Raw genomic sequence first — 23216 nt, 5'->3', positions numbered from 1 at the left:
CGGCTGCAGCCGGCCAATAGCTGCCGTTGCGGTGCTACTTTAGTTAAGTCAGCTTTGTGGTATATAGCAGACCATGAGGGATTACGTAACTAACAGACAGACGGTAGAGCCAAGATATTTTTCGATAGATAAAAGAATTATTCCATCGAATAGCTAAGATTAGCCGTATCTTTAGTAGTCCAAAGTATAGGTAACCACAACAAAACCAGTCATTGACCAGCACCGTTAGTGCCTTCTTGGGACAATTGAAATCGAAGCGCATGAGCCTATTCAAAGTCTTTAAATGCCTCTTGGCTTGCCTGCTTTTAATGGCGTGTGACCAGCAACTTCCCGAAGATAATGCGCTGCAATATAGCCTAACGCCTCCAAACTCTGCTCTTCCCATTTATCGTTTTGCCGTTCACCCACTGCACAATCCGCAAAAACTCAGCGAGGCTTATCAGCCACTGATCGATTATCTAAATCAGCAATTGACCGACGGCCAATTGGAACTGGAAGCATCGCGCGATTATCAGGCGTACGAGCAGAAATTTCGTGCACGTGGCCCCGAGTTTTTACTACCCAATCCCTGGCAGACCCTGCAGGCAGAAAAAGTCGGCTACCACGTTATTGCGATGGCGGGCGACGCCGAGGATTTCAAAGGCATCTTTATCGTTCGACAGGACGGTGATATCAAGAAACCAACCGATCTGAAGGGTAAAGTGGTGAGCTACCCTTCATCCACAGCGCTGGCTGCCGCCATCATGCCGCAATATTTTCTACACCTGCAAGGTATCGATATCAACCGTGACATTCAGAATATCTACGTCGGTTCGCAGGAGTCGGCCATCATGAATGTCTATCTGGGTAAATCAGCAGCGGGCGCCACTTGGCCGCCACCGTGGCGACTGTTTCAACAGAGTCATCCGAACGAAGCCGCTCAGTTAAAGATGATCTGGCAAACGTCTTCTCTGATAAATAACTCGGTCATGGTGCGTGACGACGTTCCGGAGGTCATCCGGGACAAAATAACAGCCTTACTGCTTGGATTGCGCCAGACAGATGAGGGCAAAGCCATACTTTCGAGTATGGAAATCGCCAATTTTTATGCGGCGGACGATGCCAGTTATGCCGTGGTGCAGAAGTACATCGAACGATTCGAAAAAGAAGTGCGCCCCGTGGAAATACGCTAATGCTGAAAAAATTATGCCACCTTTTCTTCGGCAATCTGCGCAAACAGTTGATTTTCGGCATGACCTTGATTGTCGCTCTAATGATGGCAACGTTCATCTGGGATATGACGCGCCGTCAGGAGATTGCTGAAATCGAGCAAAATGCTCTACAAGCAACGGCGCTTTCCCATAGTTTGGCCACATCGTCTGCGGTATGGGTTCTTTCGCGAGACTACAGCGGTTTGCAGGAAATCGTGCAGAGTACTTCAGCTTATCCCGCGGTGCTTTACGCCATCGTGCTTGACCTTGGTGGCCAAATATTGGCGCACAATGATAAAAGTAAAATTGGGATGTACTTGAGTGACTTGCCATCAAGTTCCGCTGCCCCGGAATTGCGACAAACAGTCGGCACGATAGACGTTTTAAGTCCCATCATTCTCGGTAAAAAACAGGTAGGCTGGGTGCGGATTGGGCTGGATCGCAAGCCATTCAAAGCCAGATTGATCGAGATAAAACGCAACGGCTTGCTGTACATCCTAGTATCGATCGGCATCAGCGCGGTTTTGGTTACGCTTGCCAGTCGTTTTTTGACCCGGCGGCTTTATGCAATCCAGAAAGTTGCCGATGCCGTGCAATCTGGCAGGCCTGACGTGCGTGTCGAGCTGTCGGGTAATGATGAAGCTGCCAAACTTGCCAGACAGTTCAATGGGATGCTGGACAGTTTAAATCAACGGGAACAGCAACTCCGCTCTTTTTACGAATTAAATCTGGTGGGCTTGACCATTATCTCGCCGGAAAAAGACTGGATTCGCATCAATGATTGTCTATGCCACATGCTGGAATATTCGGAGGCGGAATTGCGCAACATGACTTGGACGCAATTGACACATCCCGATGATTTGGCTGCCGATGACGCGCAGTTCAATCGCATGCTGGCTAACGAAATTGATGGCTACAGCTTGGAAAAACGCTTTATCAGTCGTAGCGGGAAAAGCATTCCCGTGCAATTAGTGGTGGGTTGTGTACGTACATCTGATCGCAGTGTGGATTATGTTACGGCTATGGTGCAGGACATTACTGAGCGTAAACACTTCGAAAGTGAGATTCGTAATCTGGCATTTTACGATCCACTGACAAACCTGCCGAATCGCCGCATGCTCAGTGATCGCCTCAAACAAGCGATCGTGTCGTGTGCACGCAACGGCAAGGTGGCTGCGTTGTTGTTTCTGGATCTCGACAATTTCAAGGCCCTGAACGATACCCTGGGTCATGCTACTGGTGACCTGTTGCTGCAGCAGGTTGCCCAGCGTCTTAGTGCGGCTGTACGCGAATGCGACACGGTCGCCCGCCTGGGTGGAGACGAGTTCGTGGTGATGCTGGAAAACTTGAGCGCTTATCCTATGGAGGCGATCAAACATGCCCAGTTGATCGCGAATAAGATCATGACGACTCTGAATCAGTCGTATCAGTTGGATCAACATACATACAACAACACCCCTAGCATTGGAGTTGTCCTATTCGACGGCAGTGAGCAACTGAGTCATGACGATCTGCTGAAACAAGCTGATATTGCCATGTACCAGGCCAAAAAAGCGGGGCGCAACAGTATTCGCTGCTTCGATCCGCGCATGCAGGAAAGCATCAATGATCGAGTTGCCTTAGAAGCTGACCTGCAACACGCTATTGAAGCCGGTCAATTCATTCTTCATTACCAAAGTCAGCTTGATCATTGCGGAAATATCATAGGCGCGGAAGCCCTGATTCGCTGGCAACGTGAGCAGCGGCATTTACTACTTCCCTCCGAATTCATCGAACTGGCTGAAGAAACCGGACTGATTCTGCCCATCGGTCAATGGGTTATCGATACCGCATGCAGAGTAATCATGAGCTGGCAACACTGTGAAAGGAAGAAACACCTGGTTTTGTCGGTCAACGTCAGCGCCAAACAATTTCAGCAAACCGAATTTGTCAGCGCTGTAAAGGCCGCTGTACAGAAACATGGTATTGATCCCGAACGGCTGAAACTGGAACTGACCGAAAGCATGTTACTGAGCGATATTGACGAGACCATCGCCAAGATGAAGACATTGCGGGAAATTGGCGTCCGATTCTCTTTGGACGACTTCGGTACTGGCTTCTCTTCCTTGCAATATCTGAAACGTCTGCCACTGGATCAACTAAAGATCGATAAGTCATTTGTCCGCGACATTGCAGAAGACACCAGCGACCGGGCCATTATTCGTACCATCATCGCCATGGCTCAGACACTGAAGCTGGATGTAATTGCCGAAGGCGTCGAGACAGAAATCCAAAGAAAGTTGTTAATCGATTATGGCTGTAATCATTTCCAGGGATATCTATTCAGCAAACCGCAGCCCATCGAACAGTTCGATGCTCAATTGCAGAAAAATTAGGGGCTGTTGCCGTTTTACATGGGTAACCAAATAAAAGCGCAGGCCAAAGCGACAACGCTTTCAAAATTGCGTTTCAATTTGTCATATCGCGTCGCGATGGCTCTGAAATGTTTCAATCGCGCAAAGACATTTTCAACGAGGTGGCGATATTGGTAGAGACACCAATCCATTCCGTCATTCCCGACGATTGAATTCTGTTTTCTAGGAATGATGGGCACACTCCCTTTCTCTCGAATTTGAATCCTTAGAGGTTCACTGTCATAGCCTTTGTCAGCGACCGTGTAGTCAGCCAAAGGCAGTTTAGCCACTAATTTCGGCGCTTCTTTACAGTCATGGACTTCACCACCGGTGACCGAGAAATGAATAGGCAGCCCGCAGGCATCAACGGCCATATGGATTTTCGTGGTGTTACCCGCGACGGATTTCCCAATCGCGGCATCCTGTTCACGAGCCGCGCCACTACTATGCTGATGCGCTTTTACGATACTGCCGTCAATAAAGGTCCATTCCAAATCGGGTGCCACAACTAGACCTCGAAAAATGCCCATCAGTTTTTCTTGCAGTGACCACGCATTGAACCGTTTGTACACGGCATTCCACTTACCAAACGTGGCAGGCAGGTCTCGCCAGGGGCAGCCGACTCGCATGCGATAAAAAATCCCTTCTACCGTTTGCCGGAGCGAAGGCTTGTCGTAAATCCCCAGGCTTAACATGATGGCTTTGAATTTATTCCAGTATTCGTCCGTAAACAATTGTCGTGGCATCGGTTGCTTGTCTTTTGATTGAAAAATCAATCTACTGAGGCAGAGCCGCTCAATTTCAAGGCTATTGTTTGAAAATGGCAACAGCCCCTAAAAGCCATTGAAGAAAGTACTTGGGATAGGCAATAGTTGAAATATGACCGTCGTTCGTTGTAGAAGGAATGGCTGCTAAAAGGAGTGCTGCAGACGATAGCCCTTAATAGGCGGAGACTGCTAAGGGTCGGTTGAACTCAGTGACGAACGGCAGCTTTCAGGTATCGGAATTCAATGACGGCTTTCGGGCTATGAATCGAGGGTGTCCTGAATTTTGTGTAAACGGGATTTAATTATCGATTGGGCATCCTGTCTTCAAACTGAATGCTAAACCGATTCAAAGCCGCTTTCCAGTCATGCAACGGCATGGTCCATTTTTGACTGATATTCATCAGGGCCAAATAGAACAATTTCGACAAGGCTTCATCACTGGGAAATGAGCCGCGATTCTTGGTGATTTTCCGCAAACTCATGTTCACCGACTCGATCGCATTCGTAGTGTAAATGATGCGGCGTATCTCGGGCGGATAGTCGAAGAAGGGAATGATTCTATCCCAATTACGTCGCCAAATTTGAGCAATGGGCGGGTAGGCCTCGTTCCACTGCGTCTCGAACTCAGCCAGCCTTTGCTCTGCTTCAACGACGCTGGCGGATTGGTATATTCGTTTGAGATCGCCGGCGATCTGTTTACGCATTTTCCAACTGACATAGTTCAGGCTGTTGCGGACTAGGTGGACGATACACAGTTGGACGGCGGCGTGTGGATAGACGGTTTCAATCGCTTCCGGGAAGCCTTTCAAACCGTCGACACAGGCAATGAAGATGTCTTGCACGCCGCGATTCTTGAGGTCTGTCACGACCTGTAACCAAAACTTGGCGCCTTCGGTTTGGGCGATCCACAAGCCCAGCACTTCCTTCTCTCCTTGCAGGTTAATCCCTATGGCCAGATAAACGGCCTTGACACGAACGGCACCGGTATCGCGCACTTTGACGTGGATACAATCGAGATAAACGATGGGGTAAACCGGATCAAGCGGCCGCAATTGCCAGGCTTTGACTTCCTCAATCACGGCGTCCGTCACCGAGGAGATCAAGGTGGGTGAAACTTCAGTGCCATACAGTTCTTCCAGATGGCTCTGGATTTCCCTGACGGTCAGACCTCGGGCATAGAGTGAAATGATCTTGTCATCAAAGCCCGTCCAGCGGGATTGGTGTTTGCCAATGATTTGCGGCTCGAACTGACCATGACGATCACGGGGAATCTCAATCGGCAATGCGCCAAAATCGCCTTTGAGGGTTTTACGGCTCTTGCCATTGCGGGTGTTGCCGGTGGCGTTGCAGACTGACTCATGCTTGGCATGGCCTAAATGTTCAGTCATTTCGGCTTCTAAGGCTCGCTCGACCAAGGCCTTGGTGAGTTGTTTTAGCAGGCCATTTTCGCCCAGCAGGTCTTCAGGTTTTTGATAGCCCGACAATAAGGTATCAATTAGGTCGGTTGGGATGGCTTTTGGTAAGGTCATAGTTACTCCTCAAAGTAAGGGCAGTTTCCTGCCTAATGGCCGTTTACACAAAAATTCTTACACCCTCCGTTTCTGCTTGTCAGAACCGATGTGTTACCAGCGTCTATATTGCGTCTGATTCCTGCTCTGATTACGCTGGGTGTCGGCCTCTACTTGGCCGTGATCGTCATCATTCGATTTGTTAAGCTAAAGCACGGAAGGAGGCGGCGGTGAACAGAGCTCTTGTAAGATTATCCATATTCTTGCTTTTGGTAGTTCTCGGTGCCCCCAAGTCTTGGGCTGCAGGAGGGACGTCGCTAAACGATTTGTCCAGACTCGTTGAATGGTTTAAGACATTTACGGTTACATTTGATGGGATTGCTGCTGAGGAGGAGCGTGCACAGTTTCTCCGTGCTGTCGACAGGTTGAGTGCAAGCATATACGAATTAGAGGCAGAGTCGCGACTTTTCGTTGCCGCGATCCCGAAGCAACCTCCATCTGCCAAGCGCCGCGAGGAATTGCACAAACAGATAGATGTTCTTGAGGCAATGCTTGAAAAAGTGCGACGCAATGTTCGTGAATGTGGGCAAGGGATTAGGGAAAAAGAAGGGACTTACGACTTAGAGGGTGAGATTTACGAAGGTACAAAATCGAGAGGATTAGCTCTTGGCTATACCGATGAGTTGTTGCGGAATGTCGATATTCACCCCCAGAACTGGAACGCTGACGAGATCGTTCGAAGGTTAAATGATGCCATACAACTTCTCAACAGTGCGCACATTGCGGTGACCCGCTTTCGTGAGCGCGTCGCTGCAAGTCCAACGAAACCATAACAGCCGGCACCATAGTGCGACGCCCAACAAGGCGCTCCACCGAATGGCAATTAATCTACGCTCCATTGCCGTCGGTGAGCTTAATCGTTGAACGACTGCTCTGAGACCATCACCTTCCATTGATTTAAAAAGCGTGGTGGTCCGCTTTTGGCCGATTGAATTAGGTCGCCAAAGGCTGCTTTGTAGATCTTCAGCCCGCAGAAACTGTGGCCGGTTTGGAGAAGCGCGATCGTCAAGTTTGGGTCGGTAGCCGCCGAATTACGCCAACTACCAGATAGTTTGACCAGTATTCACGCCGTCACAACCCGCTAAACCCTATCCAATTTGGCGTAAGCCAACATCAGCCACTTTAAACCGGCGTTGCGGAAGTTGATTTGTACTCGCTCCTGGTCGCCTTCGCCTTCGGTTTGCAGTACGACGCCTTCGCCGAATTTCTCGTGGCGGACGGTTTGGCCGAGTTTGAAGGTGCTGCCGCCCAAAGTTGCGGATACCGACGGCGCAGCGGCGGCAGGACGGGTGACGTTGGCGCGCAAGCGGATTTCCTGTATCGATTCCTGCGGCAGTTCGCGCAGAAAACGCGAGGCCCGCGGGTAACTGTCCTTGCCGTACAGGCGGCGCGATTCGGCGTGGGTCAAATACAATTGTTGCATGGCGCGGGTGATGCCGACGTAGCATAGTCGGCGTTCTTCCTGGAGCCGGCCGGGATCATCCAGCGCCTGTTGGGACGGGAACAGGCCTTCTTCCAGGCCGACCAGAAACACCAGCTTGAATTCCAAACCCTTGGCGGAGTGCAGCGTCATCAGTTGCACGCAATCCTCATCGGCTTCGCCTTGCATTTCGCCGGCTTCCAGCGCGGCGTGAGTCAGAAACATGTCTAGCTCCGACAGGTTTTCCGCATTCTCGCGGTCGTAGTCGAACAGGCGGGCGGCATTGACCAGCTCTTCCAGGTTTTCCACCCGGGCTTCGCCTTTGTCCTGTTTTTCCTTTTTATACAGTTCGATCAGGCCGCTGGCTTCGACGACGTGCTTGACGGTCTCGTGCAAATTGAAACCTTGGGTGGCCGTTCCTAGTTCCAAAACCAAATTCATGAAGCCGCGTAGCGCGTTGGCGGCGCGGGCCGGCAACTGGTTTTGCTCCAGCATGGCCTGTGCCGCCTGCCACAGCGATAGTTGCTGTTGACGGGCCAGAATGCGCATGTCGTCCAGGGTTTTGGCGCCGATGCCGCGGGTCGGTGTGTTGACCACGCGTTCGAACGAGGCGTCGTCGTGCGGGTTGCTGGACAGGCGCAGATAGGCGAGGGCGTTTTTGATCTCCATCCGTTCGAAAAAACGTAAACCGCCGTAAACCCGGTATGGCGTCGCGGTGGTCATCAGCCGTTCTTCGAACTGGCGGGACTGGGCGTTGGAGCGGTACAAAATCGCGGTCTCGCTGCGCAAGCCGCCGTCGCGTACCCATTGCCGGATTTTTTCGACGACGAAATAGGCTTCGTCCTGTTCGTTGAAGGCCGAATACAAGGCGATGGCGTGGCCGTCGCCGGCGTCGGTCCACAGCTCCTTGCCCATCCGGTTGTCGTTGTTGGCGATCAGGGTGTTGGCGGCCTTCAGGATGTGGCCGCTGGAACGGTAATTCTGTTCCAGGCGAATCACGCCGTGTTGCGGATAGTGTTTTTGGAAGGCGTAGATATTCTCGATTTTGGCGCCGCGCCAGCCGTAAATCGATTGGTCGTCGTCGCCGACGACGAACAGGTTGTTGTTGCCTTCGGTCAATAGCCGCAACCAAGCGTATTGGATGGTGTTGGTGTCCTGGAATTCGTCGACGTGAACCTGTTGGAAGCGCTCGCGGTAAAAACTCAGCAGGTCGGCGTTGTCGCGCAGCAATTCGTGGGCGCGCAGCAGCAGTTCGGCAAAATCGACCAGGCCGGAGCGGTCGCACAGTTCTTCGTATGCCAGATAAATCTGGCGCATCTGTCGCAGGTAAAAATCGCCGCTGTCCTGCATGTGGCGGGCGCGGATGCCTTCGTCCTTTTGCGCATTGATGAACCATTGCGCTTGTTTCGGCGGCCATTTGCTGTCATCCAGGTTCAGACTCTTGACCAGGCGTTTGACGATGCGCAATTGGTCGTCGCTGTCCATCACCTGAAACGTTTCCGGCAGTTTGGCTTGCTTGGCGTGTTGCCTAAGCAAACGGTGGGCCAGGCCGTGAAAGGTGCCGATCCACATCGAGCGGGCGGAGGTGTTCAGCAAGTCCTCGACCCGGCCGCGCATCTCGTTGGCAGCCTTGTTGGTAAAGGTTACGGCCAGGATGTGGTAAGGCGAGACGTGGTTGACTTTGATATGCCAGGCGATGCGGTGCACCAGTACCCGGGTTTTGCCGCTACCGGCGCCGGCCAGTACCAGCATGGCTTGGGAGGGGGCCGAAACGGCCAGGCGTTGCTGGTCGTTTAACGGGGCAATCAGAGAAGAGGCATCCATTTTTTATAGCTTGCAGAATTCGGGGAGCTGTGTATATTTGCTTGCCTTTTAAGGGAAAGCCTTGCGTCAGGACTAAATAAATACAACACAGAGAGGATTGGAAATGAGCTTCGATTATAAACGTTTGGTCAAGTTTGAGCACAATATCGGCGATAAAGACAAAAAAGTGCGCATGGTTTCCGGAGTGGTTTTGCTGAGCGTGTCGTTGTTTACTGCCAGCGTTCTAATGCTGCTGGTCGGTTTGGCGTTGGTCGCGACCAGTTATTCCGGCTGGTGCCCGGCCTATTCGGGTTTCGGCAAAAACACGCTGAGCGGCGGTTTTGGCGCTAGCGATGCCAATGCCGGCGGTGACAGCCACTAAATATTCGGTTAGCGTCTGAATCCGCGATAGCGCGGATTCAGTTGTTGCAATATTACCGGTGTTTCTCGTACTCGCCCTCGATGACCGACCGGTCGCGTTGGGATTGCCGGAATATCGAACCGGTTTGGCTGCCGGACAAATGCCGTTCGATCAGATAATCGGCTATTTTTCGGCGAAGCGCCGGAATCAAGCAGGCGAAACCGAACAAATCGGTGAAAAATCCCGGCGTCAGCAGTAGGGCGCCGCCTACCAACAATATCGGACCTTCGACCATTTCGTAAGCCGGAATTTCCCCTTGCCGCAAACCGTTCTGTAACCGGTTCCAGGTTGCAAAGCCCTGGCGGCGCAATAGCCAGGCACCCAGTGTCGCAGTGAATACCACCAAAAACACGGTCGGAAACGCGCCGATGACGCTGCCGACCTGCAACAGCAGGTAAATCTCCACAAACGGTACGATCAGATAGGACAGAAACAGGGCTTGCATGGTTTTCATGATGGGCTTGCCGGGAAAAAAGCGGCTAATACTAAGAGCATCCCAGTAGAAATTCCAGGATAATATCGTGATGTACCAATTGATACTCTGTACCTGTCCCGATGCCGATTGCGCCGAAAATTTGGCCAATGCACTGATTGCCGAAAAGCTGGCGGCTTGCGTCAATATCCTGCCCGGCGTCCGTTCCGTATACGAGTGGCAGGGTCAAATAGAAACCGCTCAGGAACATTTGCTGTTGATCAAGAGTCGGCAGGACCGTTATCCGGCCATCGAAGCGGCCGTGAAGCAACTCCACCCCTACGACGTTCCGGAAATTATCGCGCTCGGCATCGAACGCGGTTCCCAGGATTATTTGCAATGGATAAATTCATGTTTTACTGGCGCCTGATTTTTTTCTGCGTTTTCGTTTCGTTTACGCCGCTGGCAGCGGCTGTCGACGAACAGGATTTTTTGCCGGCGGAGCAGGCGTTTAAGCTGTCCGCCAACGCACTATCGGCAACCAGCGTCGAACTGAACTGGGACATCGCCGACGGTTACCACCTTTATAGGGACAAGACCAAGTTTCAAGCGCAGACCGAATCTATCGGCCTGGGCCAGGCCCAGTTGCCCGACGGCGCCAGCGAGCACGATCCGAGTCTGGGCGACGTTGTGGTTTACCGCAAGTCGTTGCGGGTCGTGCTGCCGCTGGTGAACGACAAGGCTTTGCCGCAGCTCAAGCTGCTGGTGAAATACCAGGGCTGTGCCGACGCCGGCGTTTGTTATCCGCCGCAAAAGGTGGTGTTGGATATCGATTTACCGGCGCCGGCGGCCGCGCCGGCACCCAGCGGCGACGCCTTGCAGCAATTCGTCAAAGGTCTGAAAGGCTTGACGCCCGGCCTGTTCTCCGCGGATTTATTGCCGCCAGAGCAGGCGTTTCAATTTTTTGCCAGCGTCAAAGATGCCCATACTGTCCAGGCCACTTGGCAGATCGCCGACGGCTATTATCTTTACAAGGATAAATTGTCGTTGGCTTTGCAGCCGCCGGCTGCGGCTCAGTTGGGTAAATTGCCGCTGCCTGCAGGCGAGGCCTACCACGATGCCGAATTCGGTCAGGTACAAATCTACCGGAACCAGGTGAACGTCGAAGTGCCTCTGGTGCGCGGCCAGTCGGCGGCCGAAACCGTCACGCTGTTGGCGAAATTTCAGGGTTGCGCAGACCGCGGCGTCTGCTATCCGCCGATGCAGCAGACGGTCGGCTTGGATTTGCCGGAAGCCGGGGCGTTACCCGCTAAGCCTGCGGCGGCCAATCCGTCGGAATCGGAGCAGGACCGGATTGTGGACGCATTGCGTCACGACAGTCTGGCTTTGACCTTGCTGAGCTTTTTCGGCTTCGGCTTGCTGTTGGCCTTTACCCCGTGCGTGTTTCCGATGATTCCGATTTTGTCGGGTATCATCGTCGGCCATGGCCATCAGGTCGGCGTCCGCAAAGGCTTTTTGTTGTCGCTGAGTTACGTGCTGGCTTCGGCATTGATGTATACCGCATTCGGCGTTCTGGCGGCGTTGTTCGGCAGCAATTTGCAGGCGACGTTTCAGGAGCCTTGGGTCATCGCGGCCTTCTCCTGTTTGTTCGTGCTGCTGGCCTTGTCGATGTTCGGTTTTTACGATTTGGAAATGCCCAAGTCGATTCAGGCGGTGGTACACCGCTCCAGCGATCGCCACCGCGACGGTTCCTACTGGGGGGCTGCGATCATGGGGGCTTTGTCGTCGCTGATCGTCGGCCCATGCGTGGCGGCGCCATTGGCGGCGGCATTGATTTACATCGGCCAGACCGGCGATGCGGTGCTGGGCGGGTCGGCCCTGTTTGCGATGGGTTTAGGCATGGGGGCGCCGTTGTTGTTGCTCGGTGCGTCGGCCGGCAAATTGTTACCTAAATCCGGCAACTGGTTGAATTCGACTAAGGCAGTGTTCGGCGTCGTGATGCTGGCGGTGGCGGTGTGGATGTTGTCGCGCATCCTGCCGGGCCACGTTGTCATGCTGCTGTGGGCGCTTTTGCTGGTGGTTCCGGCCGTTTACCTGGGCGCGCTTGAGCCGTTGCCGGCAGCCGCAGGCGGTTGGCGCAAGCTGTGGAAGGGTTTGGGCTTGGTCATGCTGGTGTTCGGCGTGTTGCAATTGATCGGCCTTAGTGCCGGCAATTCCAATCCGTTGCAGCCGCTGCAAGGTCTGGCCGGCGGTGGCGGCGCGAAACCCGAGCAAGAGGGGCTTCGTTTCGAACGGGTGGCGAACCTGCAGGAACTGGAGCAGCGGATTAGGCAGGCTTCAGCCAGCGGCCGCAGTGTGATGTTGGATTTTTATGCGGATTGGTGCATTTCCTGTAAGGAGATGGAGGCTTATACCTTTACCGATCCGGGCGTCAAACAAAGGCTGGCCAACACCGTGTTATTGCAGGCCGATGTGACTGCGAATAACGAAGCCGACCAAGCCTTGCTGAAACGCTTCGATTTGATCGGGCCGCCGGGCATTATTTTCTTTGGTCCGGATGGCCTCGAGCGTAGCGGCATGCGCGTGATCGGCTATCAGGATGCCGCTACTTTTTTGAACACTTTGCAGCAACTATGAATCGGAAAATATTGGTTTTTTGTGTGGTCGCGTTAATTGCCGCCGCCGCGGGTATCGCGTTTTACGGGTACCGGGAGCAGGCGCCGGCCACAATCGAGTCGGGGCCGGAGTTGAATTTCACCCTACCGGATTTACAGGATGTGCCGCAGCCGATTGCGCAATGGCGCGGCAAGATTTTGCTGGTCAACTTTTGGGCTACCTGGTGTCCGCCCTGTTTGAAAGAGATCCCCGAATTCGTCAAGTTGCAGGCCGAATATCAAGACCGCGGCGTGCAATTTGTCGGTATCGCTTTGGAAGACAAACAACCGGTTCAGGATTACCAGAGTCGGATGAAGGTCAATTATCCGCTGCTGATCGGCGGCGAGGATGCGGCGATACTGGCGCAACGGTTGGGTAACGTGATCAATACCGTCCCGTTTACCGTGATTGTCGATCAGCAAGGCAAAATCGTGCATCGCCAATTGGGCGAATTGTCCAGGGAAAAAATCCTGGAAGTCGTTGAGCCGCTGCTTAAGGCCAACTGACGCGAAATGCAGGCAAAACGTCGCGAAATCGGTTTATCTGGACAAAAACCTTCGAATTAGGCAGAATTTCGCTTTATTTGATACTTTCTCGTTCGATATTTTCATGGCGACCCTTACCGTTCTGAACGGACCCAATTTGAATATGTTAGGCGTTCGGGAGCCGGGGTTATACGGCAGCAAGACTTTGCAAGACATCCAGCACAGCGTCGAACGTTTGGCGCAGTCTCTGGGCCACACCCTTGATTTTTGGCAGAGCAATGCCGAACACGAAATCGTCGAACGGATTCATCAAGCTTACCGGCAAGGCGTCGACTTCATCATCATCAATCCTGCCGCGTTTACCCATACCAGCGTGGCGATTCGCGATGCCTTGCTGGCTACCAAGATTGCATTCATAGAAGTTCATTTATCGAACGTGCATGCCCGCGAGCCTTTCAGAAGACATTCTTATTTTTCGGATATCGCTGTCGGCGTTATCTGCGGATTAGGGGCTAACGGTTACGAATTGGCTGTGCAAGCCGCTCATCAGTTATTACAAGAGAGAACTCAGAACGATGGATATTAGAAAAATAAAAAAATTAATCGATCTTATCGAAGAATCCGATATTGCTGAGATAGAAATTAGCGAGGGTGAGGAGTCGGTTCGTATCAGCCGCTATTCGGCTGCTGCGCCGATGCAATATGCGGCTCCTGCACCGGTAGCTGCCGCAGCGGCTCCGGCCGCAGCGGGTCCAGCCGCGGCGCCGGCCGAAGAGAGAATCAGCGGCCATGCGGTGAAGTCGCCGATGGTCGGCACGTTCTACCGTTCCGCTTCGCCGGGATCGGCGGCGTTCGTCGAAGTCGGCCAAAGCGTCAGCGTCGGCCAAACCCTGTGCATCATCGAAGCGATGAAAATTCTGAACCAGATCGAAGCCGACAAAAGCGGCAAAATCAAGCAGATTCTGGTTGAGAACGGCCATCCGGTCGAATACGGCCAGCCTCTGTTCATTATCGAATAACCTATCCCGGGGCTTGGCTTATGTTTGAAAAAATTGTTATCGCCAACCGCGGCGAGATTGCGCTGCGTATTTTGCGCGCCTGCCGCGAGCTGGGTATCAAAACCGTGGCCGTCTATTCTGAAGCCGACCGCGACTTGAAACATGTGCGATTGGCCGACGAAGCGGTTTGTATCGGCCCGGCAGCCTCATCCGGCAGCTACTTGAATATCCCGGCCATCATCAGTGCCGCCGAAGTCACCGATGCCGAAGCGATTCATCCCGGTTACGGTTTTTTGTCGGAGAACGCCGATTTCTCGGAAAAAGTCAGTCAAAGCGGATTCGTCTTCATCGGCCCGAAACCGGATACGATTCGAATGATGGGCGACAAAATTGCGGCGAAAAAAGCCATGTTGGCAGCCGGAATTCCTTGCGTGCCCGGTAACGGCGATCCTTTGAGCGACGACGATGAAGCCAATTTGAAATTGGCCAAGGAGATCGGTTATCCGGTCATTATCAAAGCCGCCGGCGGCGGCGGCGGCCGGGGCATGCGCACGGTGCATACCGAAAGCGTGTTGCTGAATGCGATCGCGATGACCAAGGCCGAAGCCGGCACCGCGTTCGGCAATAGCACGGTTTACATGGAAAAGTTTTTGGAAGATCCGCGGCATATTGAGTTTCAGGTACTGGCGGATTCTCACGGCAATGCAATCCACCTTGGAGAGCGCGATTGTTCGATGCAGCGGCGCCACCAGAAAGTGGTCGAAGAAGCACCGGCGCCGGGAATCACCGAAGAGCAGCGTAAGCAAATGGGCGAGCGTTGTGCCCAGGCATGCCGCGAAATCGGCTATTTGGGTGCCGGGACTTTCGAATTTCTGTACGAGAAAGGCCAATTTTATTTCATCGAGATGAATACTCGGGTGCAAGTCGAGCATCCGGTCACCGAGATGATTACCGGCTTCGATATCGTCAAGGAGCAGTTGCGCATAGCTGCCGGCGCAGCGTTATCGATTACTCAGGAGCAGGTCACCTTTACCGGACATGCTATCGAGTGCCGCTTGAACGCCGAAGATCCGAAAACCTTCATGCCCAGTCCCGGCCTGATTGAGCAGTTCCATATGCCGGGCGGGCCCGGCATTCGTTGCGAAACCCACATTTACAACGGCTACCGGGTGCCGCCGTATTACGACTCGATGATCGGTAAACTGATCGCGCACGGCGACGACAGGGCCAGTGCAATCGCCCGGATGAAAACGGCGCTGAGCGAAATGGTGATAGATGGCATCAAAACCAATATTCCGCTGCAGCAAAGTATCATGGCCGACGCGGCGTTCGCCCAGGGCGGACAAAATATTCATTACTTGGAAAAAAAGCTGGGCATGCATTAGGCGCAAATCGGCCGAGGCGAGCTCACGCTCTTTTTTCTCCAGTCAGGGCTTGTTATGGCATGGCATCAGCTTTCTGTAGTCACCGACGAAACCACCGCTCCGGAAATTTCGGACTTCTTTTCCGAGTTGGGAGCGGTCTCGGTAACGTATAGCGATGCGGAGGACGAGCCGGTCTACGAGCCGGCTATCGACCAAACCAAGGTTTGGAACCGTACCCGCGTTACGGCGTTGTTCGAATTGGACACGGATCCGGATATCGTGCAGGCCTTGTTGTTCAATCAATTCATCGGCCAGCCCTTGCAGGAGTGGTCCGCCGAAGTGTTGCAGGACCAAGCCTGGGAAAGGGCCTGGATGGAACATTTTCAGCCGATGAAGTTCGGCGGCAAGCTATGGATTTGTCCCACCGGACAGGAACGGGAGGAACCGGATACGGTATGCATGACATTGGATCCGGGCTTGGCTTTCGGAACCGGTACTCATCCGACCACTGCGCTATGTCTGGAATGGTTGGCCAGCCACAACGCCACCGGCAAAGTTTTGATCGATTTCGGCTGCGGTTCCGGCATATTGGCAGTTGCCGGCTTGTTGCTCGGCGCCGGATACGCCCACGCCATCGATATCGATCCGCAGGCACTAACTGCCAGCCGATACAATGCCGAAAAAAATGGGGTGCAAGAACGCATCAGTTATTACCTGCCGGAACAGTTCTCGGCCTTGGCCGCCGATGTGGTGCTCGCCAATATTCTGGCCAAACCCTTGATCGAATTGGCGCCGGCCATCGCCGAACTGGTCAAACCAGGCGGCAAGCTGGTTTTGTCTGGAATTTTGAACGAACAGGCCGCGGCTGTGGCCGACGCCTACCGTGCGCTCGGTCTGTCGGTGGCTGCTCCGGTGAGCCGGGAAGACTGGTGCCGGTTGGATGCGCTTAAGCCGGCCTGACGCATGTTCAGCCGTTGTCCGCATTGTGACGCCCGGCAGACAGTAACCGTCGGCCAGTTGCGTCGGCAACGCGGATTGTTGGCCTGCCGGGCCTGTGGCCAGCGTTTCGACGGTCTGGCAAGTTTAAGTGAAGAAGGTAGCTTGGTTTCGGACCGCCCCTCCGAATCTGATATGGGGATTGCCAAGCAAGATTGGCCGAATTCCAGGTTTTGGGGTTGGGCTAGCGCAATGGCGTTCTCTGTATTGGTCGGGCAAGTTTTTTATTTCGAAGGCGAGGAGCTATACCGCTCGCCTAGTGTTGTCACGAATTGGCAGCGTCTGTGCCGGATGGTCGGCTGCCAGCCGCCCAGTTATCAAAACGCGCATGAGCTCTCGGTATCGCATGCCGATTTAACGCGGCAAGCCGATAGTAGTTACTTTTTTAGCGCGGCAATCACCAATCATGCCGCTTTCCCGCAGGCTGAAACGGTGTTAAGGCTGACTCTGTTGGGATTTAACGGCCAAGCCTTAGCGGAGCGGGTTTTTTCATTACCGCAACTGGCGGGGAGCGCTGTGCTGCAGCCGGACCAGACATTGCCGATTCGATTGCATATCGCCGCACCTGCGGCTCAGGTAGGCGGGTATGTTTTCCAGTTATCGTAAATAAGCATGAATTATCCCGAACTGTTTCTGAAAAAGAACGAAGACAAACGTTTGCGCCAAGGCCATTTATGGGTGTTCAGTAATGAGGTCGATTGCCGGCGTTCGCCGCTGGAGCAGTTTGCCCCGGGCGATTTGGCCACAGTGTGCGATGCCGACGCCAAGGCGATCGGCGTAGCCTACGTTAACCCCAACGCTTTGATCTGCTCGCGGTTGTTGACCCGTAAAAGCAATCTGAAAATCGGCGAGAGTTTTTTCAGAAGCCGGCTGAAACAGGCGCTGGGTTTACGCCAGCGCTTATTCGACAAGCCGTTTTACCGCTGGGTGTTTGGCGAAAGCGACGGCCTGCCGGGTTTGGTGGTAGACCGTTTCGGTGCGGTGTTGTCGGTACAGATCACGACGGCCGGCATGGAGCGGCATAAGGATTTATTGGTCAAGGTGCTATGCGAATTGGTGGAGCCTACTGCGGTATTGTTAAAAAACGATACCGGCCAACGCCAGCTCGAAAATTTGTCGTTGGTGCCGGAGTTGGTATTTGGCGAATTGCCGGAGCGTCTGGAGGTGGTAGAAAACGGTACCCGATTTTTGGTGAATATCGCCGAGGGCCAAAAGACGGGCTGGTTCTACGACCACCGGGAAAACCGGGCCAGGTTGGCAAAATTGGTACGTGGCATGCGGGTACTGGATTTATTCAGTTATGCCGGGGCCTGGGGCATTCCGGCTGCGCTAGGCGGCGCGGCGGAAGTTTGCTGCGTCGATAGTTCCGAAAGTGCGTTGAGCCTGGCTCAAGCCAGCGCCGAGTTAAACGGCGTTGCCGGCACAATGCGGTTCGAACGTAGCGATGTATTCGAGTTTTTGAAGCAGGCTCGGGAGCGGCGCGAGCAGTTCGACGTGGTCATATTGGACCCACCGGCGCTGATAAAGCGAAAAAAAGATTTCAAGTCCGGTTATGAAGCGTATCGGCGCTTGAACCATTTGGCGTTGCAGGTCTTGTCGAGCAGCGGTATTTTGGTTTCGGCATCCTGCTCGCACCATTTGAGCCGGGAAAATCTGCAGGAAATTTTACGCTCGTCGGCACGCCATATCGATCGCCATTTGCTGTTATTTGCCGGCGGCGGCCAGGGACCGGACCATCCGATACATCCGGCAATGGCCGAAACCGAATACTTGAAAGCGTTTTTCTGCGCAGTTAGCCCAACTATCTAACCTTATGCCGATGCGAAATTACGGCTGCGATTTGTGTGGCCAGCCGGTATTGATTGGCGGATTTAAGTTGAACACCGTTCAGGGCCCGAAAAAATTCTGCTGCGAAGGCTGTCGCAGCATTTTTCAATTGCTCAATGCCGAGCAAATAATAATAACGACATCAGAGGAGAAACAAACATGAACACCCAAGGGGGCGTAAAAGCCTGCGAATCGTGCACAGACCGCGTCAATATCGGATGCAATCATAAACGGATGCCGGTGCTGTCCAGGGCCGTTGGTTTATTGTTTATCTACTTGCCGATTCTGACTTTACCGTTTGTCATTACCAGTGCTTACCTGACTTACTTCAGCCTGAAATTGGTCGGCGCACAAAACGTCAAAACCTGGGGCGATTTTTTGCCGGCCAGATCCAGCCATCGTTACGACCTGAAAAGCCAGATTACGATGGACGGTTCGTTCAAGTTGAGTATGTCGCAATCCAAATTGTTTTGGATTTTAAATTGCACTTGGTATTGCCCTTACAGCGTCGGTTTGTTTGAATGGCATGCCTACATGGTAAAAGTGGTGGAGAATTGGTGGTGCCCGTTTACCCACGATCGTAAAAACAGTTACACCCAAGGTGCCATTGATCAGTCTTTTTGGCATATTTATCCGGAAGAGAAAGCCAAGTTGCACGAAGAAGATAAAAACAATCCGATTTTTACGGCAGATCCCGAAGCCTAATCGTCGCGCGATTGTCACAGAGCTTTAATCCGGTCCAGGGATAATGGCGGGTCGGGCTGGTGACTCAGTTCAGCAGTTTTCGGTAGTTGATCGGTATAGGGTGAGCAGCCCGGTTAAAGCATTAACCGCAAGTTCTTATTTATCACGGAATCTAAAATCCAATTCTTATTTTCGGCACGGAATGAATACAGAGAATACGAGAGCGGCCGTCATTTGGTCATTTTGGGGAGCAGCTTTCCTGCTGCTGTGTTTAGTTTTCCGGGATAGCTTGGCCGAAATGGTTGGAACCTGGATTGGTTTAGAGGAATACAGCCACGGCTTTTTTATCCCTTGCATCACGGTTTATCTGATCTGGATGCGGCGCAGCGAACTGAGTTTGGCGCCAAGTTTCAAGGAGTCGGTTCCCGGCTTGGTTATCATTGTTATCGGCCTGCTGGTTTTTATCCTGGGAGGTCTGGCGACAATCAAGACGATGGAGCAATACGCGTTTTTGGTTGTGTTGACCGGAATGTTTGCATGCGCATTTGGGCTGAAAGGTTTAAAGACCGCCTCTGTACCGTTATTGTTTTTGGTTTTCATGGTGCCGTTTCCGGCATTCATTCTGAATAACCTGTCATCGAAATTGCAGTTGATTTCGTCCTGGCTCGGTGTCGAATTTATCCGGGCTTGCGACATCATGGTCTACCTGGAAGGCAATGTCATCGATTTGGGCAATTATAAGTTGCAGGTGGTCGACGCCTGCAGCGGCTTGCGTTATTTGTTCCCTCTAGCGAGCTTGGCGTTCTTATGCGCTTATTTATTTAAAGGGCCGTTCTGGCAGAAGTTGTTGATCTTTTTGTCGGCCATGCCCTTGACCATCTTCATGAATAGCTTCCGTATCGGCGTGATCGGCGTGTTGGTCGACAATTGGGGGACCGAGATGGCGGAAGGCTTTCTCCACGATTTTGAGGGTTGGGCCGTATTTTTGCTATGTATGGCGCTATTGTTCATAGAAATGTGGATTTTCAGCCGGATCAGCGGTAGAAAGTTGGCGTTTAGTGAATTGGTGCAAATTCCCGATGATTGGGGGCGCGCCCCGGTTAACGGGTTTTCCGCGGGGAGATTAAACCGCTCGGTATATGCCGTCTTAGTGTTGTTAATTGCCGGAGCCGGTGTTTCCGAAATGTCCAAGGGGCGTGAAGATGTAATACCGCAGCGCAAAGCTTTTTTAAATTTCCCGACCAAGCTGGGCAATTGGCAGGGACGTAACGACTATTTGAGCCAGTTCTATTTGAACGAATTGAAGTTGACCGATTACGTAATCGTCAATTTCAATCAGCCGGGTACCCAGAACGGCGTCAATTTTTACAGCGCCTATTATCAATCTCAGCGCAAAGGTGCTGCAGTACATTCGCCGCGCAGTTGTATTCCGGGCGACGGATGGCAGATTATCAGCTACGGCCAACAGGAGTTTCCTGAGTTTACGTTAGACGGGCAATCGCTTGAGCTGAACCGCGCCGTCATTCAAAAAGGCGAGAGCCGACAATTGGTGTATTTCTGGTTTCAACAGCGCGGTAGAACGATAACCAATGAATACATGGTCAAATGGTACTTATTTTACGATGCTATTATGATGAATCGGACGGATGGCGCGTTGGTGCGTCTGGTCACGCCGGTCGATAAGGCTGAAGACATCGCGCTGGCTGATAAGCGCTTGCAGAGTTTTTTACGCGACTTATTGCCTGAATTAGGAAATTACCTGCCCGGGAAAACGATAGTTCCCGCGGGAAATGTCTCTGCGGCTGGTTAACAGCGGGGATATTGGCAGATCGGTTCAAGGCAATCGATCTTGAATCCGATTTTTCGAATTTTGTCCTACACAAAAGGAGCTTAAAGTGAGCACTAAGAAGGCATTGATCACAGGGATAACCGGCCAAGACGGATCGTATCTTGCTGAGTTTTTGTTGGAAAAAGGTTACGAGGTGCACGGCATCAAGCGGCGCTCCTCGCTTTTTAATACCGAGCGTGTCGACCATATCTACCAAGATCCGCATATCAAAGATCCGCGGTTTTTCTTGCATTATGGGGATTTGACCGACAGCTCGAATTTGACTCGGATTCTCAGCGAGATCCGCCCGGACGAGGTTTATAACTTAGGTGCGATGAGCCATGTGGCGGTATCGTTCGAATCGCCCGAGTACACTGCCGATGTAGATGCGATAGGTACGCTACGGTTGTTGGAGGCTATCCGCTTTTTAGGGATGGAGAAGAGCACCCGGTTTTACCAAGCATCGACTTCCGAGTTGTATGGCTTGGTCCAAGAAATCCCGCAAAAAGAAACGACACCGTTTTATCCGCGCTCGCCTTATGCCGTAGCCAAACTATATGCGTACTGGATTACGGTCAATTACCGCGAAGCTTACGGCATGTATGCTTGCAACGGAATTTTGTTCAACCACGAATCGCCGCGCCGTGGCGAAACGTTTGTGACGCGTAAAATTACCCGCGGCCTGAGTAATATAGCGATCGGTCTGGACCAATGCCTTTACATGGGAAATATGGATTCGCTGCGCGATTGGGGGCATGCTAAAGATTATGTACGGATGCAATGGATGATGTTGCAACAGGAGCAACCTGAAGATTTCGTAATCGCTACCGGTGTGCAATATTCGGTGCGGCAGTTTATCGAAATGTCGGCCAAAGAATTGGGTGTGGCCATTCGCTGGGAAGGGCAAGGCGTGGACGAAAAAGGTTTTGTCGAGTCGATTACCGGCGACAAGGCGCCAGCGATGTCGGTAGGCCAGAATATTGTCGCGATTGATCCGCGATATTTTCGGCCAGCGGAAGTCGAGACCTTGCTTGGTGATCCGACCAATGCCAAAAACAAGTTAGGTTGGGTGCCGCAGATTACGTTGCAGGAAATGGTGGCGGAAATGGTGGCCTATGATCTGGAACAGGCGCAAAAGCATGCCTTATTGAAAAAGCAAGGGTACAGCGTAGCCGTCAGCAGGGAGTAGTTCATGATGGATAAAAATTCGAAAATTTACTTGGCAGGGCATCGTGGGATGGTCGGTTCGGCCATCTTCCGCCAGTTGTCGGATGCCGGTTACCAGAACGTTGTAGTGCGGACTCATGCTGAGTTGGATTTGACGGATCAAGCCGCCGTACGCCGGTTTTTGGATTCAGAAAAACCGGATTTGGTGATTTTGGCTGCCGCCAAGGTTGGCGGTATTCATGCCAACAACGAGTATCCGGCGGAGTTTATTTACCAAAATCTGATGATTGAGGCGAATGTTGTCCATGCCGCCTGGCTAGCGAATTGCCGTAAGCTGCTGTTTTTAGGAAGTTCGTGCATTTACCCGAAATTTGCGGAACAGCCCATGCGGGAGGAGGCGTTGTTGACCGGAATACTGGAGGCGACCAATGAGCCTTATGCGATTGCCAAAATTGCCGGTATCAAATTGTGCGAATCTTACAATCGCCAATACGGCGTCGATTACCGTTCGGTGATGCCAACGAACCTATATGGGGAGAACGATAATTTTCATTTAGAAAACAGTCATGTTATCCCGGCTCTGATCAGAAAATTTCACGATGCAAAACTGAATAATTCCCCGGCAGTCGAGGTTTGGGGAACCGGCAACGCGATGCGAGAATTTTTGCATGTCGATGATATGGCGGCGGCTTGTATTCACGTCATGAGCTTATCCGATGCGGAATACAAGTCATGCACCGAACCCATGTTGTCACATTTGAATGTTGGTACCGGAATGGATGTAACTATTCGAGAGCTGGCAGAGACTATCGGTAGGGTTGTCGGTTATCAGGGAGAAATCAGTTGGAACACAAATAAGCCCGATGGCACGCCACGTAAGTTGATGGATGTGTCTAAGCTCAAATCCTTGGGATGGCAGCCCAAGATCGGTTTGGAAGAAGGTTTAAGTACTACTTATCAATGGTTTTTGGCACATCAGGGGCAGTTTAAGAGTCATTAGCAGTTATCGGCGCTCCTTAAATTTGTAAGCGGTTGCAAGAAAATGGTTGACACTGCAGTGAAGAGTGAATAGAATGAGCGGCTCTTCACTGCTGAGCTGTTTAGGGATTTGAAGTTTAAATCCTTTGAGTGGTGAGGGCGAGTGGTTTGCTGGTTGCTTTTGGTGATGGCAAATTGCTTGTTTTGATTGGCTTCGGTTCTTGTGTTGGATTTTGAGAGTTGAAAGTCGGTTAAAAAAA

At 52.4% G+C, this 23216-nt stretch carries 21 protein-coding genes; 17 read left to right on the top strand and 4 right to left on the bottom strand.

The annotated features are described in order from the left end of the window. The first annotated feature begins 260 nt into the window (after positions 1-260). Together MKFW12EY_RS15245 and MKFW12EY_RS15240 are read left to right on the top strand one after the other, a co-directional pair. On the top strand, positions 261-1172 hold the full coding sequence (locus MKFW12EY_RS15245) for a PhnD/SsuA/transferrin family substrate-binding protein (protein ID WP_054763293.1): 912 nt from the start codon (positions 261-263) through the stop codon (positions 1170-1172). Then, complete coding sequence (locus MKFW12EY_RS15240; RefSeq protein WP_245006322.1) at positions 1172-3565, top strand: EAL domain-containing protein; 2394 nt, start codon at positions 1172-1174, stop codon at positions 3563-3565. Before MKFW12EY_RS15245 ends, MKFW12EY_RS15240 begins: the two co-directional genes overlap by 1 nt. A gap of 14 nt (positions 3566-3579) precedes the next feature. Here MKFW12EY_RS15240 and MKFW12EY_RS15235 read toward each other — a convergent pair whose 3' ends face one another. Both MKFW12EY_RS15235 and MKFW12EY_RS15230 read right to left on the bottom strand, forming a co-directional pair. Then, positions 3580-4329, bottom strand: a complete 750-nt coding sequence (locus tag MKFW12EY_RS15235; protein ID WP_054763859.1) for an IS5 family transposase — start codon at positions 4327-4329, stop codon at positions 3580-3582. 323 nt (positions 4330-4652) lie between these two features. Next, the gene (locus MKFW12EY_RS15230) at positions 4653-5879 is read right to left on the bottom strand and encodes an IS256 family transposase (protein WP_221052987.1); all 1227 of its coding nucleotides are present in this window, start codon (positions 5877-5879) and stop codon (positions 4653-4655) included. A gap of 209 nt (positions 5880-6088) precedes the next feature. Here MKFW12EY_RS15230 and MKFW12EY_RS15225 point away from each other — a divergent pair, with 209 nt between their 5' ends. Next, positions 6089-6691, top strand: a complete 603-nt coding sequence (locus tag MKFW12EY_RS15225) for a hypothetical protein (protein ID WP_157199467.1) — start codon at positions 6089-6091, stop codon at positions 6689-6691. Between the two features lie 308 nt (positions 6692-6999). Here MKFW12EY_RS15225 and uvrD read toward each other — a convergent pair whose 3' ends face one another. Next, positions 7000-9162: a DNA helicase II gene (gene uvrD, locus MKFW12EY_RS15220; protein WP_221053302.1), complete on the bottom strand. Its 2163-nt coding sequence runs from the start codon at positions 9160-9162 to the stop codon at positions 7000-7002. Positions 9163-9265: 103 nt separating this feature from the next. Here uvrD and MKFW12EY_RS15215 point away from each other — a divergent pair, with 103 nt between their 5' ends. Next, the gene (locus MKFW12EY_RS15215) at positions 9266-9523 is read left to right on the top strand and encodes a YgaP family membrane protein (RefSeq protein WP_054762866.1); all 258 of its coding nucleotides are present in this window, start codon (positions 9266-9268) and stop codon (positions 9521-9523) included. Positions 9524-9575: 52 nt separating this feature from the next. Here the strand turns inward: MKFW12EY_RS15215 and MKFW12EY_RS15210 are convergent, their stop codons facing one another. Next, entirely contained in the window at positions 9576-10016 is a 441-nt protein-coding gene (locus tag MKFW12EY_RS15210) for an FxsA family protein (protein WP_054762854.1), read from the bottom strand. Between the two features lie 70 nt (positions 10017-10086). Here MKFW12EY_RS15210 and cutA point away from each other — a divergent pair, with 70 nt between their 5' ends. The 13 genes from cutA (at position 10087) to fcl (ending at position 22978) form a co-directional block, all read left to right on the top strand. Continuing rightward, the gene (gene cutA, locus MKFW12EY_RS15205) at positions 10087-10404 is read left to right on the top strand and encodes a divalent-cation tolerance protein CutA (protein WP_054762856.1); all 318 of its coding nucleotides are present in this window, start codon (positions 10087-10089) and stop codon (positions 10402-10404) included. Next, positions 10386-12611 (top strand): protein-disulfide reductase DsbD, encoded by a 2226-nt coding sequence (dsbD, locus tag MKFW12EY_RS15200; RefSeq protein ID WP_054762868.1) that lies wholly within the window; start codon positions 10386-10388, stop codon positions 12609-12611. The genes cutA and dsbD overlap by 19 nt, the downstream gene beginning before the upstream one ends. Further along, positions 12608-13135, top strand: a complete 528-nt coding sequence (locus tag MKFW12EY_RS15195; protein WP_054762858.1) for a TlpA family protein disulfide reductase — start codon at positions 12608-12610, stop codon at positions 13133-13135. The genes dsbD and MKFW12EY_RS15195 overlap by 4 nt, the downstream gene beginning before the upstream one ends. Positions 13136-13238: 103 nt before the next feature. Continuing rightward, a complete protein-coding gene (gene aroQ / locus MKFW12EY_RS15190; protein WP_064021029.1) occupies positions 13239-13700 on the top strand; it encodes a type II 3-dehydroquinate dehydratase in 462 nt (153 codons plus the stop codon). Beyond that, on the top strand, positions 13690-14133 hold the full coding sequence (accB, locus tag MKFW12EY_RS15185; protein ID WP_221053301.1) for an acetyl-CoA carboxylase biotin carboxyl carrier protein: 444 nt from the start codon (positions 13690-13692) through the stop codon (positions 14131-14133). Before aroQ ends, accB begins: the two co-directional genes overlap by 11 nt. Positions 14134-14153: 20 nt before the next feature. Then, on the top strand, positions 14154-15497 hold the full coding sequence (gene accC, locus MKFW12EY_RS15180) for an acetyl-CoA carboxylase biotin carboxylase subunit (protein ID WP_064021031.1): 1344 nt from the start codon (positions 14154-14156) through the stop codon (positions 15495-15497). Between the two features lie 54 nt (positions 15498-15551). Next, positions 15552-16436: a 50S ribosomal protein L11 methyltransferase gene (prmA, locus tag MKFW12EY_RS15175; protein ID WP_054762860.1), complete on the top strand. Its 885-nt coding sequence runs from the start codon at positions 15552-15554 to the stop codon at positions 16434-16436. Positions 16437-16439: 3 nt separating this feature from the next. Continuing rightward, positions 16440-17078, top strand: coding sequence for a zinc-ribbon and DUF3426 domain-containing protein (locus MKFW12EY_RS15170; protein ID WP_054762862.1), 639 nt, complete (start codon positions 16440-16442; stop codon positions 17076-17078). A 6-nt stretch (positions 17079-17084) separates the two neighbouring features. Further along, complete coding sequence (locus MKFW12EY_RS15165) at positions 17085-18281, top strand: class I SAM-dependent rRNA methyltransferase (RefSeq protein ID WP_221053300.1); 1197 nt, start codon at positions 17085-17087, stop codon at positions 18279-18281. Positions 18282-18458: 177 nt separating this feature from the next. Then, positions 18459-19004, top strand: coding sequence for a hypothetical protein (locus tag MKFW12EY_RS15160; RefSeq protein ID WP_054762864.1), 546 nt, complete (start codon positions 18459-18461; stop codon positions 19002-19004). Between the two features lie 181 nt (positions 19005-19185). After that, the gene (gene xrtD / locus MKFW12EY_RS15155) at positions 19186-20793 is read left to right on the top strand and encodes a VPLPA-CTERM-specific exosortase XrtD (RefSeq protein WP_221053299.1); all 1608 of its coding nucleotides are present in this window, start codon (positions 19186-19188) and stop codon (positions 20791-20793) included. Positions 20794-20878: 85 nt separating this feature from the next. Continuing rightward, the gene (gmd, locus tag MKFW12EY_RS15150) at positions 20879-22000 is read left to right on the top strand and encodes a GDP-mannose 4,6-dehydratase (protein ID WP_064021036.1); all 1122 of its coding nucleotides are present in this window, start codon (positions 20879-20881) and stop codon (positions 21998-22000) included. Positions 22001-22003: 3 nt separating this feature from the next. After that, positions 22004-22978, top strand: a complete 975-nt coding sequence (gene fcl / locus MKFW12EY_RS15145) for a GDP-L-fucose synthase (protein WP_373280621.1) — start codon at positions 22004-22006, stop codon at positions 22976-22978. The last annotated feature ends 238 nt before the right edge of the window (positions 22979-23216 follow it).

Origin of the sequence: Methylomonas koyamae (assembly GCF_019669905.1) — a bacterium.
Lineage (GTDB): Bacteria > Pseudomonadota > Gammaproteobacteria > Methylococcales > Methylomonadaceae > Methylomonas > Methylomonas koyamae.
Note: the sequence above shows the minus strand (reverse complement) of the source record. Positions and strands in the feature narration are given on the sequence as shown.